This is a genomic window from Rhizobium sp. 768_B6_N1_8 (assembly GCF_051811225.1).
GTDB lineage: Bacteria > Pseudomonadota > Alphaproteobacteria > Rhizobiales > Rhizobiaceae > Rhizobium.
In genome coordinates this window covers 2,014,531-2,029,010 of the sequence record NZ_JBPWPV010000001.1, presented here as the reverse complement: position 1 = coordinate 2,029,010, position 14,480 = coordinate 2,014,531, and the positions used below count along the sequence as shown (strand labels likewise).

General features: G+C 61.6%; 15 protein-coding genes. 11 read left to right on the top strand and 4 right to left on the bottom strand.

Translation table 11 applies throughout. The features are described from left to right. Window positions 1–60 precede the first annotated feature (60 nt). The gene (locus AB8B33_RS10405) at window positions 61–513 is read left to right on the top strand and encodes a TspO/MBR family protein (RefSeq protein WP_439015300.1); all 453 of its coding nucleotides are present in this window, start codon (window positions 61–63) and stop codon (window positions 511–513) included. 21 nt (window positions 514–534) lie between these two features. On the opposite strand, the gene AB8B33_RS10400 is transcribed toward AB8B33_RS10405, so the two are convergent. Continuing rightward, window positions 535–1,281: a hypothetical protein gene (locus AB8B33_RS10400; RefSeq protein WP_439015299.1), complete on the bottom strand. Its 747-nt coding sequence runs from the start codon at window positions 1,279–1,281 to the stop codon at window positions 535–537. 174 nt (window positions 1,282–1,455) lie between these two features. Here AB8B33_RS10400 and AB8B33_RS10395 point away from each other — a divergent pair, with 174 nt between their 5' ends. From AB8B33_RS10395 to AB8B33_RS10385, 3 genes are all read left to right on the top strand, one after another. Continuing rightward, window positions 1,456–2,361: a hypothetical protein gene (locus tag AB8B33_RS10395; protein ID WP_439015298.1), complete on the top strand. Its 906-nt coding sequence runs from the start codon at window positions 1,456–1,458 to the stop codon at window positions 2,359–2,361. A gap of 130 nt (window positions 2,362–2,491) precedes the next feature. Next, a complete protein-coding gene (locus tag AB8B33_RS10390; protein WP_162748044.1) occupies window positions 2,492–3,250 on the top strand; it encodes an N-acetylmuramoyl-L-alanine amidase in 759 nt (252 codons plus the stop codon). Between the two features lie 187 nt (window positions 3,251–3,437). Continuing rightward, complete coding sequence (locus AB8B33_RS10385) at window positions 3,438–4,241, top strand: class I SAM-dependent methyltransferase (RefSeq protein WP_439015297.1); 804 nt, start codon at window positions 3,438–3,440, stop codon at window positions 4,239–4,241. 60 nt (window positions 4,242–4,301) lie between these two features. Here AB8B33_RS10385 and AB8B33_RS10380 read toward each other — a convergent pair whose 3' ends face one another. Beyond that, entirely contained in the window at window positions 4,302–4,547 is a 246-nt protein-coding gene (locus tag AB8B33_RS10380) for a hypothetical protein (protein ID WP_439015296.1), read from the bottom strand. Window positions 4,548–4,827: 280 nt separating this feature from the next. Between AB8B33_RS10380 and AB8B33_RS10375 the strand changes: the two genes are divergently transcribed. Beyond that, a complete protein-coding gene (locus AB8B33_RS10375; protein WP_439015295.1) occupies window positions 4,828–5,517 on the top strand; it encodes a type 1 glutamine amidotransferase domain-containing protein in 690 nt (229 codons plus the stop codon). Window positions 5,518–5,584: 67 nt separating this feature from the next. Here AB8B33_RS10375 and AB8B33_RS10370 read toward each other — a convergent pair whose 3' ends face one another. Together AB8B33_RS10370 and AB8B33_RS10365 are read right to left on the bottom strand one after the other, a co-directional pair. Then, window positions 5,585–6,217 (bottom strand): Vgb family protein, encoded by a 633-nt coding sequence (locus tag AB8B33_RS10370; RefSeq protein ID WP_439015294.1) that lies wholly within the window; start codon window positions 6,215–6,217, stop codon window positions 5,585–5,587. A gap of 71 nt (window positions 6,218–6,288) precedes the next feature. Next, window positions 6,289–7,509, bottom strand: coding sequence for a helix-turn-helix domain-containing protein (locus tag AB8B33_RS10365; protein ID WP_439015292.1), 1,221 nt, complete (start codon window positions 7,507–7,509; stop codon window positions 6,289–6,291). 117 nt (window positions 7,510–7,626) lie between these two features. Between AB8B33_RS10365 and AB8B33_RS10360 the strand changes: the two genes are divergently transcribed. The 6 genes from AB8B33_RS10360 to AB8B33_RS10335 all read left to right on the top strand — a co-directional run bounded on the left by AB8B33_RS10360 (window position 7,627) and on the right by AB8B33_RS10335 (window position 14,477). Continuing rightward, on the top strand, window positions 7,627–8,427 hold the full coding sequence (locus AB8B33_RS10360; protein WP_439015290.1) for a DUF899 domain-containing protein: 801 nt from the start codon (window positions 7,627–7,629) through the stop codon (window positions 8,425–8,427). Then, a complete protein-coding gene (locus AB8B33_RS10355) occupies window positions 8,424–8,705 on the top strand; it encodes a hypothetical protein (RefSeq protein WP_439015288.1) in 282 nt (93 codons plus the stop codon). Before AB8B33_RS10360 ends, AB8B33_RS10355 begins: the two co-directional genes overlap by 4 nt. A 119-nt stretch (window positions 8,706–8,824) precedes the next feature. Further along, the gene (locus AB8B33_RS10350; RefSeq protein WP_439015286.1) at window positions 8,825–9,877 is read left to right on the top strand and encodes a hypothetical protein; all 1,053 of its coding nucleotides are present in this window, start codon (window positions 8,825–8,827) and stop codon (window positions 9,875–9,877) included. 212 nt (window positions 9,878–10,089) lie between these two features. After that, the gene (locus AB8B33_RS10345; protein WP_439015285.1) at window positions 10,090–11,340 is read left to right on the top strand and encodes an MFS transporter; all 1,251 of its coding nucleotides are present in this window, start codon (window positions 10,090–10,092) and stop codon (window positions 11,338–11,340) included. Window positions 11,341–11,539: 199 nt separating this feature from the next. Continuing rightward, window positions 11,540–12,736, top strand: coding sequence for a GGDEF domain-containing protein (locus AB8B33_RS10340; protein ID WP_439015284.1), 1,197 nt, complete (start codon window positions 11,540–11,542; stop codon window positions 12,734–12,736). A gap of 211 nt (window positions 12,737–12,947) precedes the next feature. Continuing rightward, complete coding sequence (locus AB8B33_RS10335; RefSeq protein WP_439015283.1) at window positions 12,948–14,477, top strand: DUF1800 domain-containing protein; 1,530 nt, start codon at window positions 12,948–12,950, stop codon at window positions 14,475–14,477. Window positions 14,478–14,480: the final 3 nt, after the last annotated feature.

Genomic DNA, 14,480 nt, shown 5'->3' with positions numbered 1-14,480 from the left:
GCCGCTCTTGACGGCGCGCCCGCGGACGCCACTTCAATCGTCACTTACGCGGGGGTTCCGTTGCACCGGTTTGATCATTATCTCGTTTTCATTCTGCTCACGCTCGGCGGCGGGCTTCTCATCGGTCTCATCAATCTGCCGGATGAATGGTACCAGTCGCTCGCCAAGCCCTGGTTTACGCCGCCGAACTGGCTGTTCGGCCCGGCCTGGACCGTCCTTTACATCCTTGTTGGTATTGCAGGCGCGCGGACCTATGCGCGCAGCAGGCGTTCACCCATCATGACCACCTGGATCGCCCAGCTCGTGTTGAATTTCGCCTGGTCGCCGGCTTTCTTCGGCCTAAAATCCCCGAACCTGGGGTTGATGATCATCATCCCGCTGCTCCTGTTGATCCTTGCCTTCATCGCGCTGTCGTGGAAACGCGATCGGCTATCATCGGTCCTGTTCATGCCCTACGGCGTTTGGGTCGCCTATGCCACGGCGCTCAATGCTGCCATCGCCTCGTTGAACTAGACAGAAAACCACGAGATACGGTCAGTTGAATTCCCCCTTCGCTTTGTCTGCAATTGCAGCGCCGGAAATCAGGCGGTTGCGATCGGAAGCCCATGCGGCGACGAATTCCTTGCGCACAGCATCGGGGAAAGCCTTGCCCGCCAAGTCAGCCTCGCTTGGGGCGCCGGGCGCGAGCGCCAACTCTGCCCGGGTGGTCGACGCAATCCGCGCATAGGTGAAGGCGCGCGTGATCGGATCATTTTCCGCACTTTGCGGCGCGCATTTGCCGCCTTGCGGCACGCGTGACGTGACCGCCGCCGTCCTTACCGTCACGCCGTCGCGGAACAGAAAACAGTAGGCTTCGTTCGACGCGCCCCCGAGTACCGAATGCGGTTCGATCACATAGCCGCGTACCGGAAACTGGGCATTCGAAGCCGACCAGATGCGCTTCTCGATGTGGCGCGCGCAGGCCCTCATGTCGGTTGCCCCAGCATCGCGACAGGCGGAGACTGTCCAGCGTGCCAGCTGTGCGGCGCTCGGCAAGGCGAGCGTCACCGTCGCCTCGGTGTTCAGTTCCCTGTATGTGCAGCGCAGGAGTTCGACGCCTGGCCAGTCGTCAGCCGCCGTCGGCGAGCACGATGACCTCATATACTGGCCGCCACTAATCCGCGTCTCGAAGCGATGTTTCGCTTCAGCTATCAGCGCCGCTGGATCTATCTCTGCCGCCTGCGTGATGCGCGTGACACACGCGGCGACCAGAATGGCAAGCCCAACGTTTCTCAAAGTCATAAGAAGCAGCCGCTGCATTTTCACCGTCCGTGCGAAATCTTTATAGGAAATACTTTCAACCTGCGGAGACATTGGCGTTTTTATTGTCGTTAATATTGCACAATCTACGATTAAATGGAATAGTCACTTGGGTCGCACACGTTGCACAGGAGCGAGCAGGAGGAGCCGCAGACCATGTCTCTCTACATGCTTCAACTATCTCGCGTTTTAGTGACGCTTGGCATTGCAATGCTCGCTATTCACGCTCACGCTGCGGAACCGCCGGCGAGCTCCGCCGACCTCCTCAAAGCCGTCGAATTCTCCGCTTCGACGCCGCTCGACGAGTCCTACCGGGGAGAATTTGTCGGTTGCGACGGCGCGGCCGGACAGAGCAGGAAGGACAAGTTTCTCGGTTTTAACCTGAGGCTTCCTGGTGTCGCAGAATCGAAACAGTACTATCTGTGCAGTCGCGACCCCAGCAATGTGAAGGCGCTGCTGCGCCTCAAGGACGGCGCGATCTACTGGCGCAGCAAGATGGCGCTCGATGTCGATGGATCCTGGGCGGCATGGAACGGTCTGCCTGGCGCTACCGATCTGAAGGAGACGTCCTATAAGTGGCCAGGTTCACCTAATTCTTCCGCGCAGTCCGCGCAAATCGATCCTGACCGCATTCCTTTCATCGTGATGCCGACGGCCGGCCTTTCCAAGATAACCGGCAGCAAGAGCGGCGAAATGGGCCGCATGTTCGCGGACAAGACCGGGCTGCGGCTAGGTGATATGGGCGTCGTCGTCTACAAGGACCGATGGACGCCGGTTCTGATCGCGGATGGCGGTCCTTTCATGCGGCTCGGCGAGGGATCGAGCAGGGTCTTCGAGGCAATCGGCGAAAGTCGCTGCAAGAAGTGGAACAGCGATGGAACGGCCTGCGTCGGGCTGGGACACGTTTATCCCTACAAGAATTTCGGGCTCGGCCACGATGTGATTTTCATCGTCTACCCAGACAGCCGGAGCTCCGATCTGAAGCCGGAGAACGCCATCTCGAAATTGTGTGCCTTTGCGAAGGAGAAGCTCAACCTGACGGGCGGCGCAATGTGCCCGTGATGTTTCCACGCAAGCAGGAGAGGAGTTTGCGATGCGTTACCTTTTGACCCTAGGCATTCTGATAGTTGCCGGCGCGGCCAGCCAGACGAGTGCGGCGACCTTTGGAAAATGCAAGTTCAACACAGAGACCATGGCCTTTGCGGGAACTCCCGGCGAACAGGCGTCCTGTCTGCTGCGCAAGGTGAAAATACTGGGAAATGTGGACGCCACGCCCGCGCAGCTGCCGTCCAATCTCGCAGGCTTCATCGGCAAACCGGTGGAGATCTCCAGGCCCAAGCTGCAGCAGGCAATCTCTGCCACCGGGCTGACCGAAGCCGCGCTCGGAGGCAGTCTTGACGCCCCGGTATCCCGTGGCAACTCGAACAATCCGCATGCGCCGGAGGCGCGTTATTTCGTCATTCACGACACGAGTTCGCCGAATTTCGGGAACGTGGCGCAGTTTCCCGCCGACATCGATACAAGCAACCAGGTCAATCGGCTCGACGGCTTCAAGAGCGCGTCGAACGCCAAGGCGCATATATTTCTCAACCGCCGGGGCGAGATTTATGTCGGCCATGATTTTGGCGTGCCCTGGCGCGCAACCAAGCTGGAACTGCAGATCGGAACCCTGGCGCGTGGCATGTTCCTTCACATCGAGAACGTCCAGCCGCGCCGGAAGCACCCGAGCCAGCCCGACGGTAATGCGCCAATGCCCGGTTTCTCGCCAGCCCAGTATGACCGCCTCGCGCTCCTTTACCTCATGGCGAGCGTGCGTGCCCACACTGGCCTGGTTCCAGCATTTCATGCGGCAATTGATCAGGGCTTGAGCGACGGGCATGACGACCCGCAGAATTTCAGCCTGGAGGATTTCGACGCCGCATTCGGACGCCTGCTCGCCAGCGTGAAATAGTATGCCGCATCTCGATCATGTGGCGCAAACCGAAGTCTGCTGATGTCTAGAAAACTGTGCCGCGGTCTTGCGGCCAAAGTTGCGTGAAACATAGAGAGCCGATTTGCTTGCGGCGTGGCTCGCGCAGTTCTAATGTTGGTGCGGACATTGTCCCGCTTGCTTGCCTCTTTTTTGGGGGGAGACTGCGATGCCGTCGAGTTTCAATGTCGAAAGTGCCGATGGTTACGAGCAACTGATGGGGCGCTGGAGCAGAAGGCTCGCGCCCGGGCTCATCGATTTTGCCGGGTTTGAGGATGGGGAAAGCATTCTCGATGTCGGCTGCGGCACGGGAAGCCTCACCTTCACGCTGGCGGAAAATCCCGGTCTGAAGGCGATCTCGGCCATCGATTTTTCGCCCGTCTTCGTGGAGGCGGCAAACCGGCGCAGTACCGATCCCCGTATCAGCATTCGAGAAGCGGATGCCTGCGCGCTGCCATTCGAGGATAACAGCTTCGACCGGGCGATCTCGATGCTCGTGCTGCATTTCGTGCCGGAGGCCGGAAGGGCGGTGGCCGAGATGCGGCGCGTCGTGCGCCCGGGCGGTGTCGTTGCCGCCGCCGTCTGGGATCATTATGGCGGCATGTCCGGCATGCGCATGATGTGGGATACGGTTGCCATGATCGACGCGAATTCGCGAGCGATGCGCCATCGCTATTCTTTCCAGCCGATGACGCGGCCGGGGGAAATGAAGGCGAGCTTTGTCAGCAACGGCCTTGCCGATGTGGAGGAGACCTCGCTCACGATCCGCATGGATTACGGTTCGTTTGCCGACTACTGGGACCCGATTGCATCAGGCGAAGGCCCTCTCGGCAAGTATGTGGCGGGACTGGATGCGTATACGCGTGCGAGGGTCGATACCGCGGTGCGGGGTGCCTATGAGGCCGGAGAGCCAGACGGGCCGCGGTCGTTTGCCTCTGTTGCCTGGGCCTGCCGGGGCAGGGTGCCGGGGTAGGCTGACGTTGGCTGCGATTCATCCGAGATGGCGCCGACCGTAGAGACGCGCACCGGATTATCAGGCACCGGATTTCCGCCGGTCGCGGTAAAAGCCAAGGTGGACGACATTCGGCCCAAGGTCTTTTTCCTGCGGCATCCCGCCCGGCCGTTCGGCGGCCTGCGGAGCTTTCTTCACCGGCGCATCGGCCTGCGCCCTCAAATCCCGCACATTGCCATAGAGCCGCGCCACCAGCTTCCGGTAATAATCGACGATCCGCTGATGCTCTTCGCGCGTGATATAACGCTCCTGAAACGACTGAACCATGTCACTCTCACTTCATCGATTGCAGCAGGGAAACTTCCCGCCATGGAAGACGGTTCCGGAGCTGTCTTTGTATGGTTAAGTTTCCGTTTCTCCGGGGCTTCGCGAGCACTACTTGCCTCTGGCGTGGTCTTCCCTCTTTATTCTTCTCCGCTACTTCGTCCCTGTATCGAAAATCTTAAAGCCATCGCCAATCGCCGATGCTGTCGCCCGCATGACAGCGGCTCCCAGGTTTCAGTCGTGATCAATGCAGCCCCAAGCCAATCACGGAAGGATAGGTACTATGAAAGTTCTGCTCGTACTGACTTCACATGACCAGCTCGGCAATACCGGCAAGAAGACGGGTTTCTGGCTGGAAGAGCTCGCCGCTCCTTACTATACGTTCAAGGATGCGGGTGCGGAGATGACGCTCGCTTCGCCCAAGGGCGGCCAGCCGCCGCTCGACCCCAAGAGCGACGAGCCGATGTTTCAGACCGACCTCACGCGACGCTTCAATGCCGACGAGGCCGCCAAGGCGCGGCTTGCGAATACGGTGCGGCTGGATAGCGTCAACCAGGCTGACTACGACACGGTTTTCTATCCCGGCGGGCATGGCCCGATGTGGGATCTGGCCGAAGACCCCAACTCCATCAAGCTGATCGAGTCCTTCATCGCGGCCGGCAAGACCATCGCGCTCGTCTGCCATGCGCCGGGCGTGTTGCATCGGGTCAAGAACGCCGACGGCACGCCCTTCGTCGCCGGACGGAAGGTGACCGGCTTCACCAATGGCGAAGAGGAAGCAGTCGGGCTGACGAAGGTGGTGCCTTTCCTGGTGGAAGACGAATTGCTGAGCCTCGGGGCGATCTTTTCCAAGGTCAAGGATTGGGGTGTCTATACCGTCACAGACGGGCAGTTGATCACCGGGCAGAACCCGGCATCGTCAGGTCCGGCAGCGCATGTGCTGATCGAGGCGCTGCGCAAGAAGGGTAAGTAAGCAGGGCGAGCGGATCGGCAGCCCCAGCAATTGTGCTGCACCATGGACATCCCAGCCCGGCCCAACCTTATCGCGGCCGGCGGACCGCCCGTACCTTGCCGCTGCCGCCGCCACCAGCATAGAACAGGTCCGCGCCATCGGCCTCGAGCCCGGAAACGCCGGTGCCCTCGGGCATATCGAGCCGTTCCAGCACCTCGCCGGAGTCAGGGTCGATGCGCCTGATGTCGCTCTTGTCGTCCTGCCAGGTGGCATGCCAGAGCTCGCCATCGACCCAGGTCACGCCCGTCACATGGCGTTTGGATTCGATCGTGCGCAGGATCGTCCCCGTCTCAGGGTCGATCTGGTGAATGCAGTTTTCGCGGTACTGGCCGACCCAAAGACTGCCCTCGCACCAGGCCATGCCGGAATCGGCGCCCTTGCCGGGGGCGGGTATGGTGGCGACCACGGTGCCGGTTTCGGGATCGATCTTGCGGATTTTGTCCTCGGCGATCTGGAAGATAAAACGCCCGTCGAAAGCGGTGCCGGCATGGGCGGCGACATCGATGGTCTTGAGCTCGGTCCCGGTTTCGGGGTCCAAAGCCCGCAGGTTTTCGCCGGCGGCAAACCAGACCCGGCGGCCATCATAGGTGACGCCACCTATATTGCGCGTGCCCTCGAAGGGGCCGTATTCCCTGACGATTTCTGCCTGTGATGTCTTCATGGTGCTCCATCCTCCTTCTTTTTTCGCAATACCGGACGCAGAACCGCTCCGCACTTTGCTGCCGTTTATTTCTAATCGCTCGGTAGCGGACCCGGGAGTAACAATGTTGTCGGGAAGCCGACGACCGGCGGCATCATCCAGCGGCGCGCTCGTCCATTGCCGAAAAACTGTACCTTGCCGGCCGCTTCCAGCGCGTCGAGCGCCCGCTGCACCGTACGCGGGCTCAGACTCAGGGCGATTGCGAGCGCCGTGCTGGACCAGGATTCACCATCGGCGAGAAGTGCCAGCAGGAAGGCATGCTCCTCCTCGACCGGCGGGGCGAGCACTACGACGGCGCGCCCATCATGCGGCATCAGCGCAAAGCCGTGGGTCGTCGCCTTGACCTCCGCAATATTGGCAAGTGCTGCGCGCAACCGGCCGATTTCGACACGTAGCCGCGCCCGGTGGGATTCATCGGCATGGCGGGCGCGGAAGGCGCGGGCAAGCAGGATCGAACGAATTACATCTGATGGTGCAGCCTCGGCGAGCGTGCGGGCGAGCGCAAACAGCACCGGGCGGCTTGCGAGTGGCACGATCTCGCTGCCCACGCGCGCCACGTTGCGGCAGGCATCGATGACCAGCGTATCGGAGGCAAGCAGCGCCTCAACCTCCTGAAGCTGCAGCAGGCGTTGCGTGCCGCCATCGATCAGCCGGGCGGCGGGCGCTTTCAGAACCTTTGCCGCATCGCGCACCTCGACCGCGAGCGCCGGAATATTGGCCTCGAGCGCCGCCTCCGCTGCCCTAGCCAGTGCCTGGCGCGCCGGCTCCGTGCGCAGCCGGCGGATTGCGACACCGGCGACAGCAAGTTCATGGCCGGCGCGGGCGGCCGGCGGCAGCGGCGAGGGGTCGAGATCGGCGAGCAGCTTTTCGGCGGCATCGAGATGGCCGATCAGGAGCAGGCGGCGGATCTGAAGGTTGCGGGCATGGGCGGCGTTGACGCGGTCGCCGCGCCTTTCGAGCGTCAGGCGCGCGCCTTCCAGCGCCTTTTCCGGCCAGGTGAGATCGCGCGAGACGAGGGCAATCTCGGCCTCGGCCACAATGCAGCGGGCGCGGGCCACAGCCTCGCGCGGGCCGAAGGCATGAGCAGCGCTCTTCAGCAGTGCCTTGGCGCGGATGAGATCGCCGAGCTGGGCCATGGCGATGCCGCGAAGGGCGAGAGCCGGCGGGTCGTCGCGCAGCGCCACGCGCTTCATCGCGCCCAGCGCATCGCCCACGGCCAGCGCCTGTGCAGCAGCTGTTATCAGCGAGTCCATCGGAATCCCGTCACACTTGTAACTCCCACCCCTCGGGCATTCAGACCTAGTTTATTCCCCATCGGCAGGCAACGGCCCGCCGGCTTAGACCCTTCAATGCAAATGAGGAGAAGACCAATGATGATGCACAAAACCGGAACACGGGCGGAATGGCTGCAGGCGCGGCTGGCGCTCTTGGACGAGGAAAAGGATCTGACGCGCCGCAGCGATGCACTGGCCGAGCGTCGCCAGGAGCTGCCCTGGGTGAAGATCGACAAGGACTACCGGTTCGAGACCGAAGCCGGCATCGTCCCGCTGTCGGCACTCTTCAAGGGCCGCTCGCAGCTGCTCGTCTATCACTTCATGTTCGGGCCGGACTATACGGCCGGCTGCCCATCCTGCTCGGCGATCGCCGATGGCTTCAACGGCGTCACCGTGCATCTGGAAAACCACGATGTCGCCTTTACCGCCATCTCCCGCGCGCCACTGGCCAAGCTTTTGGAATACAAGCGCCGCATGGGCTGGACCTTCGACTGGGCGTCGTCGGCCGGCAGCGATTTCAACCATGATTTCAATGTGGTGTTCACGCTGCAGGAACAGCGCGACGGCAGCATCGACTATAACTACCGGCGCGAACCGCCGATGCCGGATGCGCAGGCCGGCAAGAGGGTACAGCAATGGGAGCTGCGCGGCGGCGAAGGTCCGGTGGCGCAGATGGCCGCAACGACGGGCACCGATATCTCCACCTACACCCGCGACCGCCCTGGCCTCAGCGCCTTCGTCCTGCAGGACGGAGAAATCTACCACAGCTACTCCTCCTATGCCCGCGGGCTGGACGGGATCTGGGGCATGTACCAGCTGCTCGACCGCGCACCGCTGGGTCGCAACGAAACGGGCGTATGGTGGCGTCACCACGACCGGTACGGGGCAGAGCAATGAGCACGCCTTCGAAGATGGGGGCCGGCAATAGCGCCGGCCCGCTTCTGCCCGGTCTCGCGCGCGGGCTATCGCTTGCCGCAGCACCCACCTTTGCCGTGATGGCCGCGCTCTCGGCAAGCGACCCGGCGGCGGATATGATCTGCTCGATGGGCGGGATGCCGATGCATGGCGCATCGGCCTTCAGCGGCATGGCGGCCATGTATGGACTGATGAGCCTGTTCCATGTCGGGCCGTGGCTGAGGCTGATGGGCGGCGAGGGAGGCTTTCACCGCTCGTAAGGTGATCAGCCCTATCATCTCCCTTGGTTGAATTTGACCAACCGTTGCATATTGCCTGGGTGCTCGAACAGGTCGTATGAAGTCGCGGTCGATTTTGGCGTTATCGGGAGGGACGGGACTTGCGGATATTTGCTGCTGGGTGCGGGCTGGTGATGGTCTTAATCGCCGTCCAAGCCTTCGGGCAGGAGATTAAGGAAGATCCGTCCTGTGCCGAAGTAAACTACGCTTTTGTCGTCACGCGATCGAGGCCGATTTACGGCGAGAAATTCTACGACGTATTGCCGGACGCTCCTCCAGAGCATTTCGCGGACCAGTATGTCGATCAAGACACTGCGTTCTATAAGACGGTTGGTGACCTGACATGGAGTGAGGGTGATCGGGCAGGCTGGTCCATTCTTGACCGTTTTGGTCCGAAGTTCAGAACCTGCGTGCTGGTTGGTGAGGAGGGTGAGCAAGATAATAGGATCAGGCGCTTCACGGCCACATGGCATCAGTTTCCATACTCTGCTTATGCCAATATCTGGATATCGGTGGCCGAGAAGTGGTTTGTTCGGGTGGAGCGGCGATCGATGCATCCAAGTGCGTTCAAATTCGGAACGACATCAGGAACGGTTTTGGGGGTCTTCGACTACGATCGCACACGTGTAAACGCAGCCTATATGCTTGGCACGAGGCTCAGAAGCGAAGATCCATCCTGCGCCGACGTAAATTATGCCTATGCAGCGACACGATCGAGTTGGTTCTATAGTGAAAAGCTCTACGACGTTCGCAGGGACGGTGCTGGCAAGCAATATGCGGAAATGCGTGTAGATCAGAAGACTGTTTACTACAGACCACTTCAGAAGTCGGAATGGACACGCATTTCGCGCGAGAATTGGTCGCCGAAGGACGAATACGGTCCAAAGTTCCAATCATGCAGCTTCGTTGGCGAACGCGAGGAAGGTGGAAGGAAAGTCCGACAGTACACCGGCATATGGCAACAAAACGGGAATGTCGCCGACATGAAGGTCTGGTTTTCGTCAAAGGGCAAACGGTTCATCCGGCTGGAGCGGCGCTTCAAAGATCCAGAATACGCAAACAAGACGTTTGGGACTACCGAAGGCACAGCTCTAGAGGTCTTCGACTACAATCCGAAGACTGGTGTTGCCCCCAAGGGACCTTTTGAGAATTGAATTTGGTCTGTCGGTGAATCGATAAGGCAGACAATTCGTTCCTGCCATGCGTTCTTTAAAATCCCCCAATCGCGTCGATGTGATGGAACCCGGTCAGCAATCCTGACGTTTCCGCCTGGCTGTCTCCCGGCAGCGTGCCCACCCTTACCACCCCTTCCGACGGCATCCGGAATTGCCCGCCTCGCCGCCGCTTTCGGACGGAGGAAACACATATGTCCGCATTGGCAAGCCTGCGTGCGCTCACGCCGCAGCAGCGCAACACTGTCGTCGCCAGCTATCTCGGCTGGACGCTCGACGCCTTCGATTTCTTCATTCTCGTTTTCGTTCTCAAATATATCGCCGAGGAGTTCCATACCGACGTTCCCGCGGTGTCCGTGGCGATTTTCCTGACGCTTGCCATGCGGGCGCTCGGTGCCCTGATCTTCGGGCTTGCGGCAGACCGTTACGGGCGGCGCATCACGCTGATGGTGGATGTGCTGCTCTATTCACTCTTCGACTTCCTCACCGGTTTGTCGACCGGGCTCACCATGTTCCTGGTACTGCGCGCGCTTTACGGCATCGCCATGGGTGGGGAGTGGGGTGTCGGCGCCTCGCTCGTCATGGAGACGGTGCCGGAGGAAAGCCGCGGCATCGTTTCGGGCATCCTGCAGGCGGGTTATCCCTCCGGCTATCTGATCGCCTCGCTGCTGTTCTTCCTGCTCTTTCCTGTCATCGGATGGCGCGGCATGTTCTTCGTCGGCGTGGCTCCGGCGCTGCTCGTGCTCTATATCCGCCGCAATGTGCAGGAGAGCCCGGCCTTCCTGAAACGCCAGCAGCAGGGACGCCGTTCGTTCCTCACCGTGCTGCGCGAAAACATTCCGCTCTTCATATGGGCGGTGCTCTTGATGACCGCTTTCAACTTCTTCAGCCACGGCACGCAGGATATCTACCCGACCTTCCTCGAAAGCCAGCGCAACTATTCGAGCTATACGGTCGGCGCGATCGCCATCGTCTACAATATCGGCGCGATCGTCGGCGGGCTGTTCTTCGGAGCGCTGTCGCAGCGCATCGGCCGCAAGCGGGCGATCGTCATCGCCGCACTGATCGCCGTGCCTGTCGCACCCCTCTGGGCCTATGCGCCGGGGCCGGTGCTGCTCGCGATCGGCGCCTTCCTGATGCAGTTTTTCGTGCAGGGCGCCTGGGGCATCGTGCCCGTGCATCTGAACGAACTTTCGCCTGACGAGGTGCGCGGCACATTCCCCGGCTTCGCCTACCAGCTCGGCAATCTGCTGGCCTCAGGCAATGCAACGATGCAGGCTGACCTCGCCGCCCATTGGAACGGTGACTACGCCTATGCGTTGGTCATAGTGGCCGTGATCGTCGCTGTCGTCGTGGCAGTGCTTACGGGCCTCGGTTACGAGAAGAAGGATGTGCGCTTCGGCACGGAGGAGGCCGAGGAGCCGCGTGGCGCGATGCGAATATAGCGATGCCTGCGGCTTGAAGGCCGGCGGCGAAAGCTGCCGGCCTTTCCTTGTGGTCACACCACTTTGCGGGCACCCCGGTCGCTTCGTAATGCCTAGTTCTGGTGCGAATTTCTGGTGCCGGCCGGTTTCTCCTTTTTTAAGATCATTGTCCTAGCGTGTCCGAGCGCCGGTTCTGTATTGCGTCCCGCCGCGAGGGGTCATGGATAGTAATTTCGCCTTCCTGCTGCCGGTCATGATGCTGATTTTCGGCTGCACTTTCCTGATCGTCGCCCGGTTCGGGTCGCGGGAAGCGAAGCTTTGGGGGCCGGGTTATCTTTTTTCTGCGGCCGCGTTTTCCGTTCCGCTTTTCGATAGCCTGCTTGAAGAGCGCACCGCCTCGGCCATTGCCGATGCCTTGTTCCTTCTCGCGTTCCTTTTCTATTCAGGCGCCGTGCTCGCCCGTTTCAAACGGCCTTCCTATTTCCGGCTGCGTCTTGCCTTTGCCGGGGCGATGTATGCGGGCATGCTCTATGCGGCGCTGGTCGCCGTCAGCATTCCGGCAGAGTTCCTGCTGAATGATCTTGCCTGCGTGGCTCTGCTCGGCTTTGCCGTCGCCGCCAGTCTGCGGCACATGCGGCATGCAGCCGACAAGCTGTTGCTTGCCGTCTCCGGCCTCGTCATTGCCGATATCGTCATCCGCAATGTGGTCTTCGTCTTCATCGTGCCATCCTATGGCGGCCACGAGGATTTTATCTCGTCGCAATACGCCTTCACCATGCAGGCGGCGGCTTCCATCCTGGTGCTGATGTTTGCGCTGTCGGCACTTGCGGCAACGACGCTCGATACGATCGCCGCGCATCGCGATGCCGCAGAGCGCGATCCGATGACCGGCATGCTGAACCGGCGCGGCTTTGACCGCATGGTCGGGGAGCGCGGCAGGGCGGAAGGCGCCGTCATCATCTGCGACATCGACAATTTCAAATGGGTGAACGACACGTTTGGCCACGGACCCGGCGACGAGGTGATCCGCGCCTTTGCCGAGATGCTGCAGGCGCGGATGCCGGAGGGCGGCTTTGCGGCGCGGTTCTGCGGCGAGGAATTCGTGATCTTCCTGCCGGCAACACCGCTGGCTTCGGCTGCCGATTTCGCCAACCGGGTGCGGCTTGCCTTTGCTGCCGTCGACCGCAAGCCGATCGGTTTCGACGGCGAGCCGGTCGGCTCCGACGGCAAGATCACCGCAAGCTTCGGTGTCGCCGGCGCCAATTCGGCCGATCATTCCCTCTATGAGCAGATCGCGCGGGCCGACAAGGCGCTCTATGCCGCCAAGGAGGCCGGGCGCAACAAGGTGATGGTCGAGGGCGAGCCGGCGCGCGACATGTCCAGCCCGCGGGTGGTCTCGGCCGCGCGGGGCTGCTGAGCCAACTCACAAATTCGATCAATGGCGCCGTTCGACGGGGCAATTGACAAACCCGCCCACAAGTAGCGGCGTAGACCAACCGGCACCTCGAATCCAACGATTTCAATAGATTACAAATCGTCCATGTCGGAAAATCGCCGCATTTCCTACACCTTGCCGTCGCAATTGACTGAGACCTTGTCACCATCAGGTGATGAGGAGGTGAGCGGTCATGAGCCTGTCTTTTCCGACGATGGCGGCGATCCGTTTCGGTTACGGGCTGCGGCCGGGCGAGGCCTTGCCACAGACCAAGGATGATCTGATCGGGCAGGTGACGCGCGGCGCGAATGGCGTGCCGGACTTTCCCGTGGGCGGCGTCGAGGCGCGGCATACTGCGATCCTCGACCTGCAAGACAGGCTGAAGCAGATCCGGCAGGCCGATGGCGACGATCTCGATCGCCGGCAGCAGCGTCGGCTTCTCCAGCGCCGGGCGCAGGTGCTCTTCCAGATGGATGCCAATGCGCGGCTGATGCAGGCGGTGCTTTCGCCCGATGGATTCAACGAGCGGCTGGCCGCTTTCTGGACTAATCATTTCTCCACGAGTGCTGCTAAAAGCCTGCCGATGCGGCTGATTGTGCCGCTCTACGAGGCCGAGGCGATCCGGCCTTACATGGGAGCCAAGTTTGCGACGCTGCTGCGCAGCGCCACCGAGCATCCCTCCATGCTGATCTATCTCGATCAGGCGCAGTCGCTGGGCCCGGATTCCAAAGGCGGCATGCAACGCAACAAAGGGCTCAACGAAAATCTCGGCCGTGAGCTCCTGGAGCTGCATACGCTCGGCGCGGGCAGCGGCTATACGCAGGCCGATGTGCGCTCGGCGGCGATGGTGCTGACCGGACTGACCGTCGACCAGCAGGCGATGGAGACGGCTTTTCGTCCGCAGATCTCGGAGCCCGGCGCACATGAGGTGCTCGGCGTCAGCTATGGCGGGGCCAAGCGCACGCGCAAGGATTATCTCGCGATGCTCGACGATCTCGCAGTCAATCCGAAGACGGCCGAGCATATCTGCCGCAAACTTGCGGTGCATTTCATCTCTGACCAGCCGCCGCAGGAGATGATCCGGGCCATGAGCGAGGCGTGGAAGAAGACGGATGGGGAACTGCCCGCCGTCTACCGCGCCATGCTCGACCATCCGGCCGCTTGGGCGTACGAGGGCGCCAAGGCGCGCCAGCCTTTCGATTTTATCGTCACGGGCCTGCGGGCGCTGAACAGCGGCGCGGGGGCGGGCGATGTTGCGGCCTTCATGCAGGCCTATCAGCAGGACGATGCCGACAACGACGAGATGACGGCGATGCCGAAGAAGGATGCAGCGCCCGCTACCGACGGGCAAGCGATGATGCAGGCGCCGCCGAGCCCTGAAGACGAGGTGCGTATCAAGCGGCGCAAGGCGTTCCAGATGGCGCGCGCGCTCGGGCAGGGCGCTCTTCGCCGCATGGGCCAGCCGACATGGCTGCCGCCGAGCCCGGCCGGCTTCGAGGAGAGTTTTTCCGCCTGGATTACCGCAAGCCAGCTTTCCGAGCGGCTGTCCTGGGCGCGGCGCGCCAGCGCCCAGTTCGGCAAGGATGTCGATCCGCGCGAATTTCTGAAGGCGACGCTTGCGGACGCCGCCCGCGACGAGACGATCCGCGTTGTCTCGCAGGCGCCGAACAGGGTGAGCGGCCTGACTTTGGTTCTTGCTTCCCCCGAATTCAACCGGCGATAGGAG